Source organism: Loigolactobacillus binensis, assembly GCF_005405165.1.
In the GTDB taxonomy this organism is placed as follows: Bacteria; Bacillota; Bacilli; order Lactobacillales; family Lactobacillaceae; genus Loigolactobacillus; species Loigolactobacillus binensis.
This window is the reverse complement of sequence record NZ_BJDN01000005.1, coordinates 34000-55200: the sequence shown is the minus strand read 5'-3', so window position 1 is coordinate 55200 and position 21201 is coordinate 34000. Positions and strand designations below refer to the sequence as shown.

At 44.1% G+C, this 21201-nt stretch carries 22 protein-coding genes, 1 riboswitch and 1 other annotated feature; of the genes, 10 read left to right on the top strand and 12 right to left on the bottom strand.

The window, feature by feature from the left end; all coding sequences use genetic code 11:
• Nucleotides 1–11: 11 nt before the first annotated feature.
• The 4 genes from feoB to FFM78_RS03565 form a co-directional block, all read right to left on the bottom strand.
• A complete protein-coding gene (feoB, locus tag FFM78_RS03580; protein ID WP_137637072.1) occupies nt 12–2009 on the bottom strand; it encodes a ferrous iron transport protein B in 1998 nt (665 codons plus the stop codon).
• Nucleotides 2006–2242, bottom strand: coding sequence for a FeoA family protein (locus tag FFM78_RS03575; protein ID WP_137637071.1), 237 nt, complete (start codon nt 2240–2242; stop codon nt 2006–2008). The genes feoB and FFM78_RS03575 overlap by 4 nt, the downstream gene beginning before the upstream one ends.
• A 252-nt stretch (nt 2243–2494) precedes the next feature.
• On the bottom strand, nt 2495–3181 hold the full coding sequence (locus tag FFM78_RS03570) for a hypothetical protein (protein ID WP_137637070.1): 687 nt from the start codon (nt 3179–3181) through the stop codon (nt 2495–2497).
• Nucleotides 3182–3300: 119 nt separating this feature from the next.
• Nucleotides 3301–3534, bottom strand: coding sequence for a hypothetical protein (locus tag FFM78_RS03565; protein ID WP_137637069.1), 234 nt, complete (start codon nt 3532–3534; stop codon nt 3301–3303).
• A gap of 128 nt (nt 3535–3662) precedes the next feature.
• Between FFM78_RS03565 and FFM78_RS03560 the strand changes: the two genes are divergently transcribed.
• The 4 genes from FFM78_RS03560 to FFM78_RS03545 all read left to right on the top strand — a co-directional run bounded on the left by FFM78_RS03560 (nt 3663) and on the right by FFM78_RS03545 (nt 6520).
• The gene (locus FFM78_RS03560) at nt 3663–4187 is read left to right on the top strand and encodes a helix-turn-helix domain-containing protein (protein ID WP_137637068.1); all 525 of its coding nucleotides are present in this window, start codon (nt 3663–3665) and stop codon (nt 4185–4187) included.
• 88 nt (nt 4188–4275) lie between these two features.
• Nucleotides 4276–4641, top strand: a complete 366-nt coding sequence (locus FFM78_RS03555; protein WP_137637067.1) for an iron-sulfur cluster biosynthesis family protein — start codon at nt 4276–4278, stop codon at nt 4639–4641.
• 157 nt (nt 4642–4798) lie between these two features.
• Nucleotides 4799–5617 (top strand): Cof-type HAD-IIB family hydrolase, encoded by an 819-nt coding sequence (locus tag FFM78_RS03550; protein ID WP_137637066.1) that lies wholly within the window; start codon nt 4799–4801, stop codon nt 5615–5617.
• A gap of 51 nt (nt 5618–5668) precedes the next feature.
• The gene (locus FFM78_RS03545) at nt 5669–6520 is read left to right on the top strand and encodes an aldo/keto reductase (protein WP_137637065.1); all 852 of its coding nucleotides are present in this window, start codon (nt 5669–5671) and stop codon (nt 6518–6520) included.
• A gap of 432 nt (nt 6521–6952) precedes the next feature.
• On the opposite strand, the gene FFM78_RS03540 is transcribed toward FFM78_RS03545, so the two are convergent.
• Together FFM78_RS03540 and FFM78_RS03535 are read right to left on the bottom strand one after the other, a co-directional pair.
• Nucleotides 6953–7336 (bottom strand): DUF1634 domain-containing protein, encoded by a 384-nt coding sequence (locus FFM78_RS03540; protein WP_137637064.1) that lies wholly within the window; start codon nt 7334–7336, stop codon nt 6953–6955.
• Complete coding sequence (locus tag FFM78_RS03535; protein ID WP_137637063.1) at nt 7336–8181, bottom strand: sulfite exporter TauE/SafE family protein; 846 nt, start codon at nt 8179–8181, stop codon at nt 7336–7338. Before FFM78_RS03535 ends, FFM78_RS03540 begins: the two co-directional genes overlap by 1 nt.
• A gap of 246 nt (nt 8182–8427) precedes the next feature.
• Here FFM78_RS03535 and FFM78_RS03530 point away from each other — a divergent pair, with 246 nt between their 5' ends.
• The 3 genes from FFM78_RS03530 (at nt 8428) to FFM78_RS03520 (ending at nt 10333) form a co-directional block, all read left to right on the top strand.
• Nucleotides 8428–9108: a class A sortase gene (locus FFM78_RS03530; RefSeq protein ID WP_137637062.1), complete on the top strand. Its 681-nt coding sequence runs from the start codon at nt 8428–8430 to the stop codon at nt 9106–9108.
• Nucleotides 9109–9125: 17 nt separating this feature from the next.
• Nucleotides 9126–10067, top strand: a complete 942-nt coding sequence (hemH, locus tag FFM78_RS03525; RefSeq protein ID WP_137637061.1) for a ferrochelatase — start codon at nt 9126–9128, stop codon at nt 10065–10067.
• Nucleotides 10068–10138: 71 nt separating this feature from the next.
• Nucleotides 10139–10333, top strand: a complete 195-nt coding sequence (locus FFM78_RS03520) for an LBP_cg2779 family protein (protein WP_137637060.1) — start codon at nt 10139–10141, stop codon at nt 10331–10333.
• Between the two features lie 40 nt (nt 10334–10373).
• On the opposite strand, the gene FFM78_RS13785 is transcribed toward FFM78_RS03520, so the two are convergent.
• Nucleotides 10374–10523, bottom strand: coding sequence for a hypothetical protein (locus FFM78_RS13785; RefSeq protein ID WP_171001827.1), 150 nt, complete (start codon nt 10521–10523; stop codon nt 10374–10376).
• A gap of 88 nt (nt 10524–10611) precedes the next feature.
• A riboswitch (SAM riboswitch) is annotated at nt 10612–10712 on the bottom strand.
• Nucleotides 10713–11111: 399 nt separating this feature from the next.
• Here FFM78_RS13785 and pnuC point away from each other — a divergent pair.
• The gene (gene pnuC, locus FFM78_RS03515) at nt 11112–11867 is read left to right on the top strand and encodes a nicotinamide riboside transporter PnuC (protein WP_137637059.1); all 756 of its coding nucleotides are present in this window, start codon (nt 11112–11114) and stop codon (nt 11865–11867) included.
• A gap of 103 nt (nt 11868–11970) precedes the next feature.
• On the opposite strand, the gene FFM78_RS03510 is transcribed toward pnuC, so the two are convergent.
• Nucleotides 11971–12576: a CadD family cadmium resistance transporter gene (locus FFM78_RS03510; protein WP_137637058.1), complete on the bottom strand. Its 606-nt coding sequence runs from the start codon at nt 12574–12576 to the stop codon at nt 11971–11973.
• Nucleotides 12577–12700: 124 nt separating this feature from the next.
• Nucleotides 12701–12948 (top strand) — a binding site (T-box leader).
• Nucleotides 12949–13004: 56 nt separating this feature from the next.
• Between FFM78_RS03510 and metE the strand changes: the two genes are divergently transcribed.
• Together metE and FFM78_RS03500 are read left to right on the top strand one after the other, a co-directional pair.
• Complete coding sequence (gene metE / locus FFM78_RS03505) at nt 13005–15293, top strand: 5-methyltetrahydropteroyltriglutamate--homocysteine S-methyltransferase (RefSeq protein WP_137637057.1); 2289 nt, start codon at nt 13005–13007, stop codon at nt 15291–15293.
• Between the two features lie 23 nt (nt 15294–15316).
• A complete protein-coding gene (locus FFM78_RS03500) occupies nt 15317–17170 on the top strand; it encodes a bifunctional homocysteine S-methyltransferase/methylenetetrahydrofolate reductase (RefSeq protein WP_137637056.1) in 1854 nt (617 codons plus the stop codon).
• 195 nt (nt 17171–17365) lie between these two features.
• Here FFM78_RS03500 and FFM78_RS03495 read toward each other — a convergent pair whose 3' ends face one another.
• The 4 genes from FFM78_RS03495 to FFM78_RS03480 all read right to left on the bottom strand — a co-directional run bounded on the left by FFM78_RS03495 (nt 17366) and on the right by FFM78_RS03480 (nt 21169).
• Nucleotides 17366–18058, bottom strand: a complete 693-nt coding sequence (locus tag FFM78_RS03495; RefSeq protein ID WP_137637055.1) for a YjjG family noncanonical pyrimidine nucleotidase — start codon at nt 18056–18058, stop codon at nt 17366–17368.
• Nucleotides 18059–18138: 80 nt separating this feature from the next.
• Nucleotides 18139–18951: a Cof-type HAD-IIB family hydrolase gene (locus FFM78_RS03490; RefSeq protein WP_137637054.1), complete on the bottom strand. Its 813-nt coding sequence runs from the start codon at nt 18949–18951 to the stop codon at nt 18139–18141.
• A 142-nt stretch (nt 18952–19093) separates the two neighbouring features.
• Nucleotides 19094–19894: a Cof-type HAD-IIB family hydrolase gene (locus FFM78_RS03485; protein ID WP_137637053.1), complete on the bottom strand. Its 801-nt coding sequence runs from the start codon at nt 19892–19894 to the stop codon at nt 19094–19096.
• Nucleotides 19895–19972: 78 nt separating this feature from the next.
• On the bottom strand, nt 19973–21169 hold the full coding sequence (locus FFM78_RS03480) for an aminotransferase-like domain-containing protein (RefSeq protein WP_137637052.1): 1197 nt from the start codon (nt 21167–21169) through the stop codon (nt 19973–19975).
• Nucleotides 21170–21201 lie beyond the last annotated feature (32 nt).

The window sequence follows — 21201 nt, the reverse complement described above, 5'->3', positions numbered from 1 at the left end:
CTCACTTCTTTCTAATGAAAACCAAGTAACAAGCCACCCTGAAAAATGAGTACCGCGACGAAATAGGCGATAATTAGGCTACTGACAACGGAATAAGCGGCCCATTTCCAACTACCAGTTTCGGCCTTGATCACAGCGATCGTTGCGAAACAAGGGATGTAAAGTAAAATAAAAACTAAAAAGCTGTAAGCCGATAATGGGGTAAACATATGTGCCAATGAGGCCACTAACACAGTGCGCCCAGAAGTGTGATAAAGAACCATCAAGGTTGCACCGATCGTTTCTTTAGCAAGGATCCCGGTCAGCATGGCACTGATCGCTTGCCAAGAAACAAGCCCGATCGGAATAAAAATCGGTAAGAAGAATTGGCCGATCAAAGCAGTAAAGCTATCACCAATATTGTTGGCAATACCACTTGGACCGAAGTAACTAAGTAACCAGATCAAGACAGTACCACCAAAAATCACGGTTCCTGCTTTATGAATGAAGCCCTTACCCTTGTCCCAAGTACCATGCCAAATAATGGCTGGCTGTGGTAAATGATATTCAGGTAATTCGATCATAAAAACGGATTCGGATTCAGAATGAAAAACTTTTTGGTAAATTTTGGCCAACACCAAAGCGACTACAATGCCTAAGAAATATAATGATAAAACGATCACCGCTTGATTTTTAGCGAAAAATGCTGCGACGAATAGGCTGTAGATCGGTAAGCGTGCCGAACAGCTCATGTACGGTGAGATCAGTGAAGTGATCAACCGTTCCTTAGGTTGTTCAATGGTCCGTGCGGCCATGATCCCTGGTACATTACAGCCGAAACCAATGATCAAGGGAATAAAAGCCTTACCGTTTAGGCCGACTTTAGACATCAACTTATCCATCACTAATGCAGCTCGCGCCATATAGCCGGAATCTTCCAGTATAGAAATACAGGCAAATAAAGCAAAGATTTGCGGCATGAAGACTAAAACGCCACCAACCCCAGAGATCAACCCATTGACTATCAATGATCGCAAAAAAGGTAAAGCACCCACTGCCACTAACCAGTGATCAGCGGTTGAAGAAAGCGGGCCACTGACGAAAGCGTCAAGTAAATTGGATAATGGCGTACCGATCCAATCAAAAGTGATCTTAAACATTAAGAAAAAAATACCAACGAAAATCGGTAAGCCTAACACTGGATGTGTAACCACACGATCAATTTTAGCGGTGATATCGCGGACACGGGGATCAGCTCCCGCTTCACGCGCAGTTTTTAGAGTTGCTTCAATGAAACCTAAGCGCGCTTGATAAATTTTATCTTCAAAGTGCTGTGCACGGTAATAAGGCGCCTGATCCAGCAAGGGCTTTAATTCTTGGGCTTCGACAAAGCTAAGTACCGCGTCATTACCGTTCATAAATTGGATCGCCAACCATTTGGCATACCGGGGGTTGAAATTATATTCTGTAGTTAAACCTTCAACAGCCTGTTTGATCGCCTGCTGAATCGAACTTGGGTAAGGTAAGTCAAAATTAGTGGGCGGTAAGCAAGGATCCTCAGTTAGAATTTCCTGTTTCAATTCTTGGGTTCCTTTATTCCCCCGCGCATTGGTCATTAATACCGTACAGTCAAAGGCCTTAGCTAGTACATGTTGATTGTAACTGATGCCCATTTTCCGTAAACTGTCGATCATATTTAACGCAATGATCGTTGGTTTACCGTATTCTAGAAGCTCGATCGAAAGCAGCAGGTTACGTTTGAGTTGTGAAGCATTGGCAACGTCAACAATGATGTTTTGATCTTCCGTCAGCAAGAAATTGGTGGCTACTGCTTCGTCTTTAGTCAACGGATTAAGCGAGTAGATTCCGGGGAGATCCACAATTGCAAAGTTAGTATTCTTGATCACGCCAACCTTTTTTTCGACAGTGACACCGCTCCAGTTGCCCATGTAAGCATAAGAATCGGTCAACCGATTGAATAAGGTAGTTTTACCTGTATTGGGATTACCAAAAAGAGCTACCGTGGTCATTTACTCACCTGCTCTCCTTGAAGACAACTGACTAATTTACTGCGTAAACCGACTTGTTGGTGATCAAATGCAATAATAACCGGGCCATGGAAGGGATAACGTTGAATGATCGTAACTTCCTTACCGTCAATTAACCCCAGATCTTTCAGCCGATGCTGTGTTTTTGCATCGAGTAGTTGTAAATTTGTAACATGAAAAGTCTCTGGTTGTTGATGTACCTGAGCAAATTGCATAGTGATCACGCCTCCATCTTAAAATCACCCATGGTTAAATCGCAATTAATAAATTCAGTCTAGGTCAATTTGTTAAAAATATAAACTGTCAAGTATAACGCTTTCTTACCTTATAATACGCTATTTCTACTAGGTTTTAAAGACTTAATTGAAAATGAGAATCATTTGTAATTAAGTCGGCTGAGTAAATTTAGGCATAAAAAAAGCGCCACCCCCAAAAAATGGCGTAACGCATAATTTTTCTGTTTAGGCCTAATCGCGGCCAAATAGTCGTGCCCAGAAACTTTTTTTCGGGGAAGTGATCGCCGAAGAGCTAGCCATTGATAGACTGGAGGATGAAGTTGGTCGGTTATTTTGCGAGCTAGCCACACTAGTAGCTGAAGCAGCACTAGGTGCAATTACCGCACTGCTTGCTGCAGCTTGGCTAGCCGCACTCGCTGCAGTATTGCGGATTTTAATGGCCTTAAGCAGCTGCTCATAATTACTGTTGGTGGTGTCCAACTGTTCCTTTAACTGGTGGATCTGGGTGACGACTTCAGCGTTTTGGTTAGTTAATTGCTTTAAAGTGTAAAGGATCGGCGCTAAATTATCATCGGAAACTTGAGGTGTGGCGCTGGCGGCAGCCGCCGTTGGTAAAGTTGTTGCCGCAGACGTTGCAGCGGAAGCAGCCGATTTGATGATCTGCTGTTCAAAGACTTCGCTGATCGCATCTTTCAGGGTTTTACTATGTTCCTTTTTGATTTGATTAACTTGGGCGAGATCTTTGATGTTTTGAGCAGAATAAAGCCGACCATTATTTTGATCACGATGAAAGTAATCAGCACGGCCGGTTGTTTTTTCGACCAACCCTGAATAAGCGCGCAAAGTTTGCGGACTGATAGCTAATTCGTCCGCAGCTTGTCTTGGCGTTTGATATTCCTGACCAGAAACGTTTTTCATGAAAAATCATCCTTTTTAAATAATTACTGAGTTAAGCGCGCTTGAAACGGTGCTTGACTAATTATACCGCACTAACCACGTGTTGTCAGGCGGATTTGTTTGAATTAAGCTCAGCGCGCTTAGCTTTGCCGCTGCCGGTGGAAACTGATGATAGTCATTAAGATCACGAAGCTAAAGCCAAAAAATACGGCGCCTGCTTTACCGATAGTCACTAAACCAGCAATTTCTAGCGCGCAATAATAAGCAAAATAGGCGATCACATTGACAACTAGACTAGCCAGACTATTTAATTTAACCGTTGTGAGAATACCAATAACAATGAAACCAAGGGTACATAGTAAAGCTAAGATCATACTGAACGCCTCCTCGATAATTAGTTATAGCGTAACAGGCTTAGCAAAAAAATTCCATAGGCAGGTGTGTATCTGTTACAATATGGTAAGCGCTTCAGCTGAAATTCAAAAATTGTGAGGTTTTTTCGATGGCAGAAGTTTCGGGCATTGAAGGTTTGAGCAGACGGCAAGAGAATATTTTAGAACTTGCGGCGCAACTAGTTAAATTACGCGAACGGCGCGGGATCACTCGCGAAGAATTAGCGGATAAGACGAATATGACCCCAGCGATGGTGGCCCGGGTCGAAAATTTGGAATATTTACCTACATTAAAGACACTATCAAAAATGGCCGCTGGGTTAGATTTGAAATTAGGTTGGATCGACAACACGACCGGGCGGCAGTCGATTGCGAATGTTGAATTACCGGCAACTTGGAAGGACGAAAATTTAGCGATTGATCGAGTCGAGCTCGCACACGCCGAAGATAATTTGCACCGGCTAAAGGTACAGCCAACCGACTATTTAAGGGTCGTGCGCGCGCCAGTGCAGGCAGATGTAGCGGATCTAGTGCTCGAACAAACTGATCAGCAGCAGATCATTGCAAGTGCCATTCCCTTACTACAAGCGGAACTATTAAAACGACGTTTAACTAGAGAATATCAACTTAAGTAGGTCAGGCAAATCAGTTGCCGGTAATATTTGACTTGGGTACAATATATTTATTCAGTCGAAGCACTTTCGCTAGAATGGAGGAATGACGATGTTCTTAACCGTGACTGCAGCAGCCCAAGCAAAACTTGCTAAGTATTTAACGGCTGAGCGGCAGCTTATTTTAGATCTAGATGACGGGGTCGGCAAGTATTCTAAGCTGGGTTCGTGTGCATTGAACCTTAGTTACCGGCTTTTAGTAGTTGATGCGGCAACGGATATTAGTGAAGATTATTCAGGAATTTTGGCGAGTACGATCGGTCCGCTGCACATTAAACCCTATTCCACTGAATACCTTGCTGCTAACATGCGTTTAGACGTTAATCCGCGTTTGAATACTTTAGGTTTATTCAGTGAAAGTGAGCAGATGGATCCCAACGTTAACGTTATTGATATTACTAAAGAGATCAACGCTTAAAAGCTGGCAATAAGCTATTGACCAGTTTCTAGGGTTGCGTTTTGCCAACCTGGTAAAAGATTGCTTAAGGGCAATCTTTTTTATGTTGATTAATTCACGCCGCAGAATATGCTATGATTAAATCTATGAAAGCGGATCAATTTTGGAGGAAAATTAAATGTATAAATTAATTGTATGCGATATGGATGAAACCCTGTTGGATCGCGCTGCCCATATTTCTAAAACTAACGAAAAGGCGATCAAGACATTTGTTGCGCAAGGTGGGCACTTTGTGATCAATACTGGCCGGAGCTTTTTATCCGTGCAGGATGATCTACAACAATTAGGCCTGTACCAACAACCCGATCAGTATGTGATCGCTTATAATGGCGGTGCGTTGATCGAAAATGCCGGTAACCAAGTTTTGGCCACTAACCCGCTAGATTTTGCTACGGTTAAACAAATTTATGATTTTGCGCAAACAGAAAAAATCAGTGGGCATATTTACGCCCTGCAGCATTTATACTTATGGCGGCCAAGTGCGGAGGAACGCCACTATCTGGATCAACGTGGGGTCAACTATGAATTGCTGCCTAGCAAACGGCTTGATTTCTTGGAAAAGCAGCCATTGATGAAAATCTTATTGCAAGATGATGATCCGGCGCGGCGGCGTGAACTGGCTAAATTTGTGCCGCAGCAAGTCACAACACCATTGGCAACGACTTTTTCGTCCGATCGTTATGTTGAGTTTAATGATATTGCGGCGGATAAAGGTAAGGCCACAGTGCAATTGGCCGCTAAGTTGGGGATCGCCCTTGATGAAGTGATGGCGTTAGGCGATAACAGCAACGATCTGGCGATGATCAAAGCGGCTGGATTAGGGGTCAGTGTGCAAAACGGTATCCCGGCAGTGAAAGCAGCCGCTGATTATGTGACAAGCGCCGACCACCAGCACAGTGCAGTGGCAGAGGCGATTGAAAAGTTTGCGCTACGCTAAATAATTCGGTATTCTGAGATTGAACTTATTTATAGAAGGGATGTTAAAACCATGGGACAAACAATTCCGCAAATCACACTTAATAACGGGGTTAAAATGCCACAGTTTGGCTTAGGTGTTTTTAAAGTCGATAATGCTGCTGACGTTAAAAACTCGATCAAATGGGCGTTAGCAGATGGTTATCGTCTGATCGACACCGCGATGATCTATCAAAATGAAGAATGGGTCGGTGAAGCGATCAAAGAAAGCGGCGTTGCGCGCGCAGATTTATTTATCACGTCCAAGCTGTGGAATGCTGATCGCGGTTATGAAGAAACTAAGTTGGCCTTTGCGGCTAGTTTAAAGCGCCTAGGACTCGATTATTTAGACCTTTACCTGATTCATTGGCCGGCTGCAGGTTACGTTGAATCTTGGCGGGCCATGACTGACTTATATCATGAAGGTAAAATTCGGGCGATCGGTGTTTCTAATTTTCAGCCCCACCATTTAGCTGAGTTAGCGGCTCATTCTGATGTGGTGCCTGTGGTTGATCAAATCGAGACGCACCCAATTTTTCAGCAAAAAGAATTGCACCGTTATTTGACGGAACATCAAATTGCTCATGAAGCTTGGGGCCCCTTAGGTCAAGGTAAAACGGATATTTTAAGTGATCCGGTGTTGCAAAAAATCGCGACTAAATACGGTAAGTCAACGGCACAAGTTGTGTTGCGTTGGCATATTGATCGCGGTGTGATCATCATTCCTAAGTCCGTTCATGAACAGCGGGTCGCAGAAAATATGGCGATTTTTGATTTTAGTTTGACGCCTGCGGAAATGGCGGCAATCGCAGAATTAGATCAAAACAAGCGTTTAAGCCATAGTCCTGACGATACTGACTGGTTAGCGGCCACGCAAAAAGCATAATGTAATGTTTTGTACCAGAATTTAAACCAGGTGGACTAAACCTAAGGCCCTTGGTTAAGTTTGGTTAAATTCCCATAAAAGACATTAGATTCCATTCCAGCAGGCTGCAACTAGTCTTAAAACTATTTTTTGGGTAGTGGCAGCTTTAGGTAAACCATTCAAATTCATAATGCCAAAAGCACTGATGAGCAAGTGAATTTTCACTATTTTCATCAGTGCTTTTTTGGTGTAGCTGATTTAATTTTAGATTTGCGAATTACCGAAATTAGCGTTTATGTTCAAGTGGACTAACTAAGCGACTTAACGGCGAATGGTCAACGCTCAGTTATTACACAGCTGGAATCCGCCAGCGCCAAAATGGCACCTAACTAATCTTGTTTTTATACATTTAATAACCAGACTTGAGAATTTTAGCCGCCTGATTAATTTAGATCAAATATCGAGGTAACCTAAGACCATCCCGAACAATAAAATAATCAGGACCACAGTTGTGATTATCACGTACAGATGATCATGTTCTTTAGCAAAGGCATAGATCGAAACCACCACCCGCAACACTGGGGTCAGGATCAAGCAGAATAGTCCTAACATAATAATGGCGAACGGTTTTAGTTGAATGACCCCCCGAAAAATCGTACTGAAATGGGCTGGAAAAGTTGCGGCTGGGTAGCCACTGTGACCAGTAAACAATAATAGTAGCAACCCGATACCAATAATAATTGCTGAAACAATAACCCCGATCTGCAAAATAACGCCAATACTTTTTTCAACTTGCGCCATTTCAGTATGAGTTTGCTGTTCCTTTTGTGTTGCCATTAGAAGGTCACCCCGAATCCTTTAAGAATCATTTGACCGCCAATGTACAGCAACAGTGGTACAAAAATCATCCGAATCCAACGTGCAGGGAGCCGCTGCATGATCCGCGTGCCAAGCGTGGCGCCGATCAAAACACCAACCGCCAGTGGTGCCGCAATTTGTGGCAAAATGGCACCATTGAAAAAATAAACGGTGGCACTGGCAGCAGCGGTGACCCCCATCATCAAATTACTGGTGGCACTGGAAGGCTTCAACGGCATTTTCATAACGGTATCCATGGCCATTACTTTAAACGGCCCGCTGCCAATACCTAACATACCGCTGGCCAAACCAGCGCCAAACATAACGCTTAGACCGCCAGGAATATGTTCAACTTGATAGTCGACTTGTTGCTGCGTGTTTTTGTCAAAATAACTACTGTTTAGCCGGAGTTTGGCGGCAATTGGGTCAGGTTTAGTTTTATGCAACACTTCAACACCAGCACGTAATTTACGGTACATATTCCAAGAAGAGAATAAGAGCAACCCGCCAAATAAAACATAAAGAAAATTAGGCTGAACCACGCCGACTAAAACGGCACCGACGATCGCACCGATTGTCGTCCCAATTTCCAGGAACATAGCCACCCGCAAATTTAGTAAATCATCTTTGATATAAGCGATAGTTGCCCCAGAGCTGGTTGCGATCACGGAGATCACACTGGCGCCAATTGCGTATTTAATATCAAGGCCAAAGCCTAACGTTAGGATCGGGGTAATGATAATACCACCGCCGATCCCCAAAATGGCACCTAAAATACCAGCTAGTAAACCAACACCGAGAATCATTAATATAGTTTGTAACATAGTCACCCCTCTTTTTCACCTATTACTGGACACGCTTGATAGCTGGAAAATAGTTTTAAACTACCTTCTAGTTTAACATATTCATTCTTTGCCGGCCGCTTTTCCTGTTGGCCCTAACGATGGTGTTTTACGCGGTGGCGTGCTAAACTGAGTCTAAAAATTGGTAACGTTATCGTTGCTTTTTTGGTACACTATAGGGGAAGCAATTACAACGTGAAAGTAATTATTGAAGGGCAGTGAACATAAATGTCGAAGCGGGTGCGTAGGTGGATCGTTAATGTGGTGATCGGTGTGTTATTGGTCGTTGGCCTAGCTTTAATTTTTAATGAGCCGATCAAGAATTGGATCATTGATAATATGGCGCAGAATCATATTGAACAGTTGACCAAGAAAAAAGTGGCCACTAACACCAAAAAGAAAACGACCTTTGATTTTAGAAAAGTTAAGTCATTAGGTGTTAACGAAGTCGCTCACGCTGCGGTTAATCAAAACGGCATATTGACCATCGGCAAGTTAGCTATTCCAAGTGTCGGGATGCATTTACCGATCGTTAAAGGGTTGTCCAATGATGCTCTAGCCACTGGTGGCGCTACAATGAAGGCCAACCAAAAAATGGGTCGAGGTAATTACGCGCTGGCCGGTCACTACATGTTGAACAATGGGACCAACTTATTTTCACCTTTAGATAATATCAAGCTGGGGGCGGCAGTTTATATTACTAATTTATCGCGGGTGTATCAGTATAAGGTAACGGTCAAAAAAGTGGTCAATCCGTACGCCACTGAATTGATCGCTGACGTAGCAGGAAAGAAATTGATCACGTTGATCACTTGTGCCGATGGCGGGGTCAATCGGTTAGCGATTCAAGGTACTTTAGTGACCAGTGTCAAAGCGACTAAGACTAATTTAGCATTATTTAGTAAGTGATGAGGGTAGGCGGCAACGTGAAAAAAGGAATTTTACTGGTTAATTTAGGAACGCCAACGACACCGACAGCACCAGCAGTCCGCACTTATTTAGCGCGTTTTTTAGCTGATCGACGGGTGATCACGCTACCGCGGTGGGTCTGGCAACCTATTTTGCACGGTATGATTTTACCGACACGGCCGTATCGTTCGGCGGCTTTGTACCGCAAGATTTGGACTAAACAGGGGTCACCATTGCTTTTGTATACACAAAAACAGGCACAGCAATTACAGGCACTATTACCACAACAAGTTGTCCGCTACGCAATGTGTTACAGTGCGCCTACCGTACCAACTGCACTTCAGGAAATGCAGCAATTAGGGGTGACAGATTTAACGGTGATCCCGCAATATCCACAATATTCGACCACCACCGTTGGTTCAGTTTTTGATCAAGTAGCAGCGTTTTATATGCAGGCATCCGCCTTGCCGCAATTGCATTTTATAAGTTCTTTTTACCAGGCACCCCAGTATATTCAGGCTTTAGCAAATCAAATTAAGCGTGCGTTAGTGCGGCGGCCCAACGCACAGCTGATTTTTTCCTATCACGGCATTCCGCAGAAGTATGCTGACCATGGTGATCCGTATCCGCAACAATGCACGACAACGACGCAACAGGTGATGGCTTTGATCGGAAAAAACGTGCCGTACAGCCAATCTTATCAGTCTAAGTTTGGACCTGGGCAATGGTTGCGTCCGGCAACCATGCAATTACTGAAAACTTTGCCGCACCAGGGGGTCAAAGACGTGGTGGTGATTACTCCCGGCTTTGTAGCCGATTGTTTAGAAACCCTGCAGGAAATTGGTCATGAAAATCGGGGTTACTTTATGCAAAATGGTGGCCGTAGCTTTACTTATTTGCATCCATTTAATGGTAGTCCTACTTTTACACGTTTGTTGGCGACACTAGCGCAGTCGTAACTATTTGGATGTGATTGTGGTACACTTGGTTGTAAAGATGACATTAAATTAATGAAGGATGGTGCATTGACATGAGTGAATCACGGGAATTAAGCGCGTTGGCTGAACAGATTATTCAGTACCAAAAACGGCATGACCAAACTGATAATGAATTGGCATTCAGTAGTCACGTTTCGGTAGAACATATTCACGCTATAAAAGCGATGGAGATGACACCACCAGAAGATGACGTCAAACGAATTCAAGCGTACATTCAAGGCAAATAAGAAGCGCGGACTGAAAATTCAGCCCACGCTTCTTATTTTTTTATTCATCGCCCACTTTTTTAGTTTGATCATGGGCAACTAACGCAGCTTTAAGCGCCTGTTGGATCAAATAAGCCGCAACATCATTTTTGATTTTCTTGTCCGTTCGTCCCACGATTTTACCGCGGAAATTTTCTTCGCCTAAACGCATAATGAATTCCTCCAATCAGTTATTGGTTGAAAATAAAAACGCCCCTTGAGCCTTGGCTGAAAGAAGCGCTGGAATCATATGTTATCGCTCCTTATCTACTCAGCTACTTGCTGCTGGAATTAGCACCTTGCCTAAGGTAGGTTGCTGTGCGGTCAACGGGCCAGATCCCTCGTGCACTCTGGATAAAGACGTTCCTAATTTCACTGTAAGTGTAGCAAGTTATCTAGAGAATTGCAAGCGCTATCGCGTGCTGGTGCCTCGCTTTACTGGGCGCAGCTGCTGCGCCTGAATTTTTAAAAATTAATGTTTGTCACTTCTAGGTTTAATGAACTTTGATCAAAAATAGTATGGTCATTTTTACCGCTACTTTTGGTTGAAAAATTTTTAAAGCGAGCTTAACCGCTTTCTTCGCTGGTGTATTAATCATCTGCAATTTAGTCAGCAAAAATTAACCGCGCAGCGTTAAAAAATCTGTGCTATACTAGAAAACGTCGCGAACGAAAAACACAACATGTTGTGTCGAAAACTTAAATATAGCAATTTTATATACTATATATCTGGTTGCTGTTTATATAGAGGAGACACATAATGAGCAATTATATTAAATTCTTATCGCATCAGTTAAAGGGCTGGCCGCAGCAGAACTATTATCTATTTTTCTTCAGTTTAGGCTGTCAAGTCATGAACCTAGTTAGCAATAATATTACACCATTAACCGTTTTAACCTTTATCGGGACCACATTAGGGGTTTTATGTGTATTGGCGATCAATGCCGCTAAGTCGGTTAATGGTTGGCTCGGGATTTTATCCGCAATTTGTTTCATCATTACTGGTTATGCCGCTAAAAATTATCTGAGTATTGGTGAACAGATTGCCTATATGATCACATTGGATATTCCCGTTTTACTTAGTGCCAGTTGGAATGTCAATATGGCCGCAAAGATCCGCAAGTTTACTGCCGGTAGCTGGAGCATTGCGGTGATTGCTACTTTGATCGTTTATGGTGTTTCTGGGTATTTGATTCAAGCGTTGACCGATGATCCGCGGCCTTGGATCGATGCGATCAGCTTCTCAATCAGTTTGACTGCCGGCGTGATCTGTTTCTTACGCTTTAACAATCAGTATTTCTGGTGGGTTGCCTCTGGTTTAGCCCAGATGGTCCTTTGGTTCATCTCTTTCCGGCAAGGTTCGGCGACGTTAGCAATGTTTATCAATAGTTCAATTTACTTAGCCAACGATGTTTTGGCCTTCACCATCTCCCCATGGTACAACAAAAAAGAACGGGCACGGGTCGTTGCTCAAGAAACCAAGTATGCCGCTAATTTACAATTAGATAAGAATTGATCTGAAGGAGTTGCGCCTGCGATTTATGGCGCGACTCCTTTTCGGCCTCTCCACGCAAGCTGGCCCAACGTACTGGTACCCGTTATCGGTGTACGGGTCACTTTTAGTTTATAAAATGTTGCAACGTACCACTTTCCCAGATGATCAATCCGCCTAAACCGATGTAGATCAACGCCATGATCCAATTGCCATAGCGAGCAAGGAAAACTTTGACGAAACTGATGTGGACAAATTTTTCACCACAAAAAACCAATAAGTAAATGCAGATGATGAAGACCAGCAAGGTTACGGCCAGTTGCAGTAAAGTCAGCGAAACAAAATAGGGAACGAACAAACCAATATTATCGGCGCCGCACGAGGCCACGGTCATCAGTGCCACGGTGGCCAGCAAATTTTTATGCTGCCGTTGGGCTAATTTTTCGTCAACTTCTGCGGCTTCATCTTCATCGCTGATCAAATATTTGATCCCAAAAGCGATCGGGATCAGGCCGAGAAAACCGAGTAGCCATTTTTGCGGAACGTAGTGGAGCACAAAGGCAAAAAATAAACTGACCGCAATTAAGAACAGTGAGCCGACGTATTGGCCAATGTAAATATCGCGGCGAGCACTACGATCAGGATATTTTGAAAAAATCAGCATTAAAATCACTAATAAATCTAATGCTGTCGAAGCATATAAGATAATAGCCGTGAGAATTGTTTTTAGCATAAAAGCGTTCCTCCTGCGTTTATTATACTGGCTATATCCGGTGACGCCTAGTATTGAAAAAAATTATCATGGTTGACAAGTTAAATTTCTGGTGGTATTCTCTAGCCACTGATTAAAATTGAATGAGAACGTTAAGACGAGGAAAGTAATTGCTGAGAAAGCCTGCAGAGAGTTCCGTTAGTGAAAAGGAATGGCGCATCAGTGATGAAGATGACCCCCGAGCGTTTGGTAACGAGCTTCGGTTAGTTACCAACGGTTGTGCCCGATACCGCACCACAGTCTGTTGCCTAAGCAACGTACTGGTAGAGTTCAACACTGTGAGGTGTTGGAAAAATAAGGTGGTACCGCGAACGCAGAAGCGTCGTCCTTTGTTATACAAAGGCTGGCGCTTTTTTTGTATCGTTAAATACATAGGAGGATGAGAAATTATGGTAAAAAGTAGTAATCAAGGTTATCCACGGTTAGGTGAAAAACGGGAATGGAAGTTTTTACTAGAGCATTTATGGAGTCATAAAATTGATGAAACTGAGTTTACCGCGCAGACCAAGGCTTTACGTTTAGCTAATTTGAAAAAGCAACAAGTGGCTGGCGTTGATCTGATCCCAGTGGCTGATTATTCAAATTATGATCATGTGTTAGATACAGCAGTCGCTTTTGGTGCTGTCCCACAGCGTTTTGGTCAATTCAACGAAAAGTTGAGCTTGGCCGCTTATTACAGTGTTGCTCGGGGCACTAAGGAGGCCGTGGCCGCTGAAATGACGAAGTGGTTCAACACTAACTACCATTACATTGTGCCAGAATTAGATCATGTCCAATTCAAGTTATTGGATAATCGGTGGTTAACTTATTACAACGAAGCTAAGGCCGAATTAGGTATTGACGGCAAGCCCGTTATTTTAGGTCCAGTTAGTTTCTTAAAGCTCAGTAAGGTTAATGATGCTTACGTTAGCGGCGAACTTTTAAGTCAGTTATTAGACGAATTATTGCCACTTTATGTCCAAGTTTTCCGTGAATTAGCAGCTGCCGGGGCAAAATGGATCCAGTTAGATGAACCTACTTTGGTGACTACGGATAAGGCCGAAATTGCACTTTACCGGCATGCCTTGGAAGTTTTACACGAAGCGGCGCCAAAAGTTAACGTTTTGGTTCAGACTTATTTCGCTTCATTAGATGACTATTCGGCGATCGTTAATTTACCAGCCGAAGGTTTTGGACTTGATTTTGTCCATGATCATGGTGAAAACTTACAAGCATTACAAAAATATGGCTTCCCTGAAACTAAGGTTTTAGCTGCTGGGGTGGTCGATGGGCGTAATATTTGGCGCAGCGATCTAAGTGCTAAGCAAGAATTAGTCGCACAGTTGCGGGATAAGGTAGCAAGCGCGCAATTATGGTTGCAACCTTCCAACTCATTGTTACACGTGCCGATCACCACGGCTAACGAACACAAACTAGATCCAGTGATCAAAAATGGGCTAGCTTTTGCGGACCAAAAATTAGCGGAGATCGTTACTTTGACCAAAGCTGCTAACGGTGACGATGTTACTGCCGAATTAACGGCGAGCCAAGTGGCCTTAGACCAGCTAAATCATTCTGAGCATCGTAACAATCCGGAGGTGGCCAAAGCAGTCAAGGCAGTACTTGCTGCACCAACTGAACGCCATTCCGCTTATCCAGAACGGGTCAAAGCCCAGAAAGTATTGAACCTGCCGTTATTACCAACAACGACGATCGGTAGCTTTCCGCAATCGGCTGAAGTCCGTTCACACCGGAAAGCTTGGCGCAAAGGTGACTTATCAACAGCAGATTATCAAGCTTTCTTGGATCAAGAAGCTAAACGTTGGTTGAAAATTCAAGAAGATCTTGACATTGATGTGTTAGTTCATGGCGAATTTGAACGGACTGATATGGTGGAATACTTTGGACAGAAACTAAAGGGCTTTACAACCACGCAAAATGGCTGGGTTCAAAGCTATGGTTCCCGTGGGGTCAAACCACCAGTTGTCTTTGGGGATGTGCAATGGACTGAACCAATTACGGTACGCGATACGGTTTTTGCACAAAAACAAACCAATAAGTTAGTCAAAGGGATGCTGACCTCAGCGGTTACGATCATCAACTGGAGTTTTGTACGTGATGATTTGGCTAAAAATCTTGTTGCTGACCAAATTGGTTTGGCGTTGCGGCATGAAGTTAAAGCCTTAGAAGATGCAGGAATCAAGATCATTCAGGTTGACGAACCTGCTTTACGGGAAGGCTTACCTTTGAAACCGCGTTACCGCGCTGATTATTTAGCTAATGCCGTCAAAGCATTCAAGATCACTACCACAGGGGTTAAGGACGAGACCCAAATTCATACCCATATGTGCTATTCCGATTTTGAAGATATTTTGCCAGCGATCAGCGCGTTGGATGCCGACGTGATCTCGATTGAATCTTCGCGTTCACACGGTGAGAGTATTAAGGCCTTTGAACAAACGAAGTACGATAAGCAGATCGGTTTAGGTGTTTACGATATTCATAGTCCGCGGGTGCCTTCAGTTGCGGAAATCGAACAAAATATTGATCGTGCCTTGCAGGTGATCGATATTCATCAATTCTGGATCAATCCTGATTGTGGTTTGAAGACCCGCAAGGAACCGGAAACAATTGCGGCTTTGCGCAATATGGTGCAAGCACGGAATAATGTGCGGGCTAAATTAGGCGTTACCGAATAGTTCAGGGTGAATGGAGGAGTCAAATGAGTTTCAAGGAAGCCTTACAACAGCAAGTTTTGATCGCCGATGGTGCCATGGGAACGTTGCTTTATAGTCAATATGGCGTGAATTCCGCATTTGAAGGGTTGAATCTGACCCATGGCGGCGATATTCTCAAGATTCATCAAGCCTATATTGCGGCGGGGGCCGATGTGATCCAAACCAACACTTATGCGGCTAATCGGATCAAGTTAAATCGCTATGGCCTCGCCGATAAAACGAAGGCTATCAATGAAGCAGCGGTTAGTTTAGCACATACAGCCCAAGTTGCGGCGGAACATCCGGTTTACGTTTTAGGCACGATCGGTGGAATCGCTGGGATCACCGATACAGAGATTGAACCTTTGACGGCTGAAGAAATTGATGCTGGTGTGCAAGAACAAGCCGAATATTTATTGAATACCCAAGCAATCGACGGCATTTTGCTGGAAACTTACTATGATATTAACGAGCTGAAGCGGGCATTTAAAATTGTCCGCCAGTTAACGGATTTACCGGTGGTTGCTAACGTTACCATGTATGAACCGGGAGTGTTACAAGATGGCACGGATCTAAATACTGCCTTACAGGAGCTGGCCGCTTTAGGGGCCGACGCTGTTGGTGCTAACTGCCGCTTAGGTCCATATAACATGAGTCGTGCCTTTGAAAGTGTTAATTTACCAGAGAATTCGGTTTTAGCCGTTTATCCTAACGCTGGGTTACCTGATGTTCAGGATGGCAAAACAGTTTACGATAGTCCGGCGGAGTATTTTGAAAATTATAGCGCGATCTTCCAGCAGCAAGGAGCGCATTTGATCGGTGGTTGTTGTGGCACCACTCCAGCGCATATCAAAGGATTGGTTGCTGGCTTGCAATCGCGTCAACCGATCACAACTAAAATCGTGACCCCGCAGGCGGCTGTAACGCCACCGGCGGCCGCCGATCCGCGGCAACATGATTTTCTGCAACAAGTTCGCCAGGAAAAGGTTGCGTTAGTCGAGCTGGATCCACCAAAGACATTTGCCACGGCTAAGTTTTTTCGGGGAGCACAGGCATTAAATCAGGCCGGTGTCGGGGCCATTACTTTGTCGGATGGACCGTTGGCTAACCCGACGATCAGCAATGTGGCGTTAGCGGCGCAATTAAAATATCAGTACGGGATCACGCCGCTGGTACATTTAACAACGCGGGATCATAACTTGATCGGTTTACAGGCGGAGATCATGGGCCTACACACACTGGGAATTTCCAATATTTTGGTGATCACCGGTGATCCAGCCAAGGTCGGCGATCTACCGGGTGCCACTTCGGTTTACGATCTACATTCCGTTGAATTAATGCAAATGATCAAGAAATTTAATGCTGGTATTTCGCCAACTGGCCGCCATTTACAGGAAAAAACTAACTTTGCCGTTGGTGGTGCGTTTAACCCCAATGTGCGCAGCGTTGATCGTGCTTGTAAAATGATCGCTAAAAAGGTGGCTTATGGGGCTGATTTTATTATCACCCAGCCAGTGTTTGATATTGAAAAGGTGCATGCTTTGCGCACGGCCCTTGATGAACAAGGCATCACTACGCCAGTTTTTGTTGGCGTCATGCCGTTACTGTCTTACCGGAACGCTAACTTCCTACATCATGAAGTGCCAGGTATTCGTTTAGCCGACGATACTTTAGCGCGGATGCAACAGGCAGAAGCTGCTGGTAATGAACGTGAAGTCGGCATCCAAATCGCCAAAGAAACGATTGATGCGATCTGTGCCGATTTCAATGGGGTGCACATCAATACGCCTTTGCGGCATCACGAGATCTCGTTGGAATTGGTTAAGTATGTTCAGGCTAAAAACACGGTTAATGTGTGAAAAGGACTGAACAGCGATTTGTGATTAAAGCACACCATTAACTTGAATCAAACGGTCAACAACAATTTTAAAAACGTAAATAAATAGCGCCAGTAAAAGTAGTTTTTGCTACTTTTACTGGCGCTATTGCGTGCTGTAGCTTAATTGAAGTTAGCGGGTGTTTGGCAAGGTGCGCAGATTGGCGCATTATTTTCCTCATGCGGCTTGTAGCAGGTTGACTAGTTCCAGCAGGTGATCGATTTGATAAGTTGGTAGGATCCCAGTGCGGTTGGCTTGGAAGTGGGGATCATACCAGACCGTATCTAAGCCACTGGCAGCGCCGCCCTTGATATCAGAAGTGAGTGAATCACCGATCATCAGCGTTTGCGCACTTTTGAAGTTGGGAATTTGGGCTGCGGCGCGTTTGAAAAATTCCGGTGTCGGCTTTTGGGCCTGCAGCTCTTCGGACACAAAAATATCATCGAAATAAGTGATCAAACCTGAAGCAGTCAGGCGCTTGCGCTGCGTCTGACCGATCCCATTTGAAGCGACAAACAAATGGTAACCTGCCTGCTTCAGTGTTGCTAATAACTCAGTGGCCTCGGTTATTTTTTGATGGCCTTCAGCCAGTGACTGGCGATATAGTTTTTCATAAGCCGGTCCGTCGACGGTTTCACCTAATGTGGTAAAGAATTTTGTAAAGCGTGTCGCTAATAAATCCCTGCGTGTCAAGTTACCTAATTCGTAATCCTGCCACATTTGTTGATTCAGGTCGTGATACTGGGATCGCAGTGTTGGTGTTAGTTTGTGGTGTGTTTGCGCAAAAAGTTGCGTCAAAGCAGCATATTCCGCCGCCTGAAAATCGAGTAATGTATCGTCAAGGTCAAATAATAAAGTTGAGTAATGCATTTTAAACCTTCTGTCTTCTATGTTTTTTATGGTAGCAAAAAAGCGACCGCAGCCGCTTTTTCGATTGATCAGTACACATGTCAATCTGCTAACAACAGTTGTTCGATCGTATCTAATACGCCAAAATGATTATTATCTAAGCGTGTTGTGAAAGCGGCCTGTTTGCGCACTGCGGCTTCGGCATTAAGCATGGCATAGCCGTATTTAGCGCGACTTAACATTTCCAGATCATTATAATTATCACCAAAGGCGGCTACTTCGGCAGGTGTCAATTGCCAATAATCTTCTAGTTCTTGTAGGCCAACGCCTTTGTTAATGCCGGCTGGGATCACATCAATACCACCATAACCACTGGCAGTTGCGTGGAAAGCGCCAGGGAACTTGGCATTTAGATAGTCCGCTTTTTCTTTACTGGCAGCATGCTTCCAGGCCACGTTGACCTTGTAAATGTGGTCGGTGACCTGAGCAATATCGTCGACTAACTGCAAATTGCTAATGTAGTAACGAATTTCCGGAATATTGATATCTGGGTCGGTTCGATTCATATAGCTAGCGTGCTGACCAGATAAACGTACGGAATCTGGTTTTAGGAAGGGATCATCGTGAAGCGTTTTGAGTAATTGCTGCATGGTTAATAGCGGCAATTGTTTTTCGGCCACAACGGTGGAACCATCCATGATTAAGGCGCCGTTTTCGGCCATAAACGTGTTGATCCGTGATTTTGCCGTAAAAATATCCACCAGATGCCCATAATGGTTACCACTGGCAATAACAAAATGGATCTGACGCTGCTGCATGGTTTGCAGTAATTCATTGAAACGGTCGATCGCGTATTCGTGTTGATCGTTGAGAAAGGTACCGTCGATATCAGTGGCAATTAATTTTATAGGCATTAGCATAACCTCCAAAACTTGTTTAACTATATTGTAGCTTAGATAAGCCAATGAAAGCGATAATTTTATTTAAAATCAATTAAAAAAATAGCACAACAAGCGAAAAAGCAAACGAAACTTTTCACTGTTGCCCTAGATTTAATTATTTTAAAATTTGATCGATCGTGTCCAGTACGCCGTTGTGATTATTATCTAATCGGGTGATAAAGGCGGCTTCTCGTTGTACTTCCGCGCGGGCGTTCCGCATTGCGTAACTGTATTTTGCTCGGCGCAACATTTCTAGATCATTATAATTATCACCGAAGGCCGCAATGTTGTCTGCTGTCAGCTGGAGGTGATCTTCTAACTGTTGCAAGCCAACACCTTTGTTGACCCCAGCGGCGATCACATCAATACTACCAAAACCGCTGGCAGTCGCGTGGATCACGCCGGAAAATTTGGCGTTGAGGTAGTCTGCCTTATCTTTTAATTCAGCCTGTTTCCACACCGCATTTAACTTGTAAATATGATCATCGACTTGGCTTAGATCATCGACTAGCTGCAAATTATTGAAGAAATAGCGCACGTATTCATCAATGGTTTCTGTTTTCACCATATAGCTGGCGCGTTGGCCGGATAAGCGAATCGAATCGGGTTGTAATTTTGGATCGTCCTTTAATTGGCGTAATAATTGCTGAATCGTTGCGGCCGACAACTTACTTTCAGCAATGACCTGACCACGGTCCATAATTAACGCGCCGTTTTCAGCGATAAACGTGGTGATCGGTGATTTAGTCGCAAAAACAGCCTGTAAATGGCTATAATGATTGCTACTGGCGATAACGAAATGCATGTTGCGGCGCTGCATTTCTTGAAGTTGCTCGTTGAAACGCTGGATCTGATATTCGTGTTGATCAGTTAGAAACGTTCCGTCAACATCCGTTGCGATTAATTTAATGGTCAATGACTTGCCCTCCCAGATTTTCTGATAGTTTCATTGTAACGCCTAGTTGCTAGTGCGGCTATCAGAAACTTTAGGGACTTATAATTTAGCGTAATGTTTTTGGTGTAATGTTTGCGTTAGAATCTGACCTAAACGTTTTACGCCTAGTTCAATGGTCTCATTAGCTAGATTGGTAAAATTCAGGCGGATGCCGTTCGCTTGATGACTTACTGGAAATAAGCTGGCGCTGGGCACATAGGCTACTTTGGCGTCACGCAGGATCACTTGTTTAAGCAATTGGCCGGTATCAATTTCCGCAGGTAAGGTTAAATAAACGAAGAAGCCGCCGCACGGTTTGGTAAACGCAACTGTTGCCGGTAAATAACGGGCCAACGCGGTTAGCATAACGGTCATCTTTTTCGCGTACGCCCTGTTCATTGCGTTAATATGTGCCTTAATATCGTAGGTGGTCAAATAGTGATCAACTGCGTTCATGACTAGGGTCGAAGATTGGACATCGTTGCCTAGCTTTAAGGCCGTCAGTGGTTCCAACAGTTCTGGTGCGGCCACCAGCCAACCTAAACGCAGACCAGGAGAAAGAATTTTCGAAAAGCTGCCTAAACTGATCACGTGGTTGGTGGTGTCCAAGCTGGCCAGAGAAGGCAGTGGGGTACCGCTGAAACGTAGCTCACGGTACGGGTTATCTTCTAAAATGATCACATCGTAGCGTTGTGCCAAGCGTAACAGTGCGTGGCGTTTGGCCAAGGATAGCGTACAGCCAGTTGGATTTTGAAAATCGGGGATCGTATAGATAAATTTAACGGTGTGCGTCAGCAATATTTTTTGTAAAGCATTTAGATCCATGCCATCGGCGATCAAAGGAACCTCATAATAAGTTGGCTGATAAGCATCGAAGGCGGATAAGGCGCCTAAATAAGTTGGCGCTTCGACCACGACCCCATCGCCTGGGTTCAGCAACAATTTAGCCGTGAGGTCAAGCCCTTGCTGCGCACCTTGAGTCAACAAAATTTGTTCGGCAGTGAATTGACGTTGGGCTGTTGAAATGTGTTGGGCGATTTTTGCCCGTAAACTAGGTAAACCAGCGGCAGTGCTGTATTGTAAGTTGCACCGCTCGGTTAAGCTGGCATTAAAGGCCGTTTGAAGTGCTGCACGAGGAAATAATTGGTTATTTGGATAGCCGGCGGCAAAAGAAATCAATGCTGGGTCGTTGGCGTAAGTGAAAATATCGTTTAGTCCGTTGTCGCAAGGTTGAATTCGGTTTGCAAATTTTACCATGTTAATCCCTCCATTTATAACTTGTTGCCCAA

What these genes read in the sequence shown, in the direction of transcription:
- FFM78_RS03540 (WP_137637064.1), bottom strand. Translation starts at nt 7,336, where the DNA reads ATGGCAACACAAAAGGAACAGCAAACTCATACTGAAATGGCGCAAGTT.
- feoB (WP_137637072.1), bottom strand. Translation starts at nt 2,009, where the DNA reads ATGACCACGGTAGCTCTTTTTGGTAATCCCAATACAGGTAAAACTACC.
- FFM78_RS03530 (WP_137637062.1), top strand. Translation starts at nt 8,428, where the DNA reads ATGTCGAAGCGGGTGCGTAGGTGGATCGTTAATGTGGTGATCGGTGTG.
- FFM78_RS03555 (WP_137637067.1), top strand. Translation starts at nt 4,276, where the DNA reads ATGTTCTTAACCGTGACTGCAGCAGCCCAAGCAAAACTTGCTAAGTAT.
- FFM78_RS03480 (WP_137637052.1), bottom strand. Translation starts at nt 21,169, where the DNA reads ATGGTAAAATTTGCAAACCGAATTCAACCTTGCGACAACGGACTAAAC.
- pnuC (WP_137637059.1), top strand. Translation starts at nt 11,112, where the DNA reads ATGAGCAATTATATTAAATTCTTATCGCATCAGTTAAAGGGCTGGCCG.
- metE (WP_137637057.1), top strand. Translation starts at nt 13,005, where the DNA reads ATGGTAAAAAGTAGTAATCAAGGTTATCCACGGTTAGGTGAAAAACGG.
- FFM78_RS03545 (WP_137637065.1), top strand. Translation starts at nt 5,669, where the DNA reads ATGGGACAAACAATTCCGCAAATCACACTTAATAACGGGGTTAAAATG.
- FFM78_RS03510 (WP_137637058.1), bottom strand. Translation starts at nt 12,576, where the DNA reads ATGCTAAAAACAATTCTCACGGCTATTATCTTATATGCTTCGACAGCA.
- FFM78_RS13785 (WP_171001827.1), bottom strand. Translation starts at nt 10,523, where the DNA reads ATGCGTTTAGGCGAAGAAAATTTCCGCGGTAAAATCGTGGGACGAACG.
- FFM78_RS03490 (WP_137637054.1), bottom strand. Translation starts at nt 18,951, where the DNA reads ATGCCTATAAAATTAATTGCCACTGATATCGACGGTACCTTTCTCAAC.
- FFM78_RS03565 (WP_137637069.1), bottom strand. Translation starts at nt 3,534, where the DNA reads ATGATCTTAGCTTTACTATGTACCCTTGGTTTCATTGTTATTGGTATT.
- FFM78_RS03500 (WP_137637056.1), top strand. Translation starts at nt 15,317, where the DNA reads ATGAGTTTCAAGGAAGCCTTACAACAGCAAGTTTTGATCGCCGATGGT.
- FFM78_RS03570 (WP_137637070.1), bottom strand. Translation starts at nt 3,181, where the DNA reads ATGAAAAACGTTTCTGGTCAGGAATATCAAACGCCAAGACAAGCTGCG.
- FFM78_RS03495 (WP_137637055.1), bottom strand. Translation starts at nt 18,058, where the DNA reads ATGCATTACTCAACTTTATTATTTGACCTTGACGATACATTACTCGAT.
- FFM78_RS03575 (WP_137637071.1), bottom strand. Translation starts at nt 2,242, where the DNA reads ATGCAATTTGCTCAGGTACATCAACAACCAGAGACTTTTCATGTTACA.
- FFM78_RS03520 (WP_137637060.1), top strand. Translation starts at nt 10,139, where the DNA reads ATGAGTGAATCACGGGAATTAAGCGCGTTGGCTGAACAGATTATTCAG.
- FFM78_RS03550 (WP_137637066.1), top strand. Translation starts at nt 4,799, where the DNA reads ATGTATAAATTAATTGTATGCGATATGGATGAAACCCTGTTGGATCGC.
- FFM78_RS03535 (WP_137637063.1), bottom strand. Translation starts at nt 8,181, where the DNA reads ATGTTACAAACTATATTAATGATTCTCGGTGTTGGTTTACTAGCTGGT.
- FFM78_RS03560 (WP_137637068.1), top strand. Translation starts at nt 3,663, where the DNA reads ATGGCAGAAGTTTCGGGCATTGAAGGTTTGAGCAGACGGCAAGAGAAT.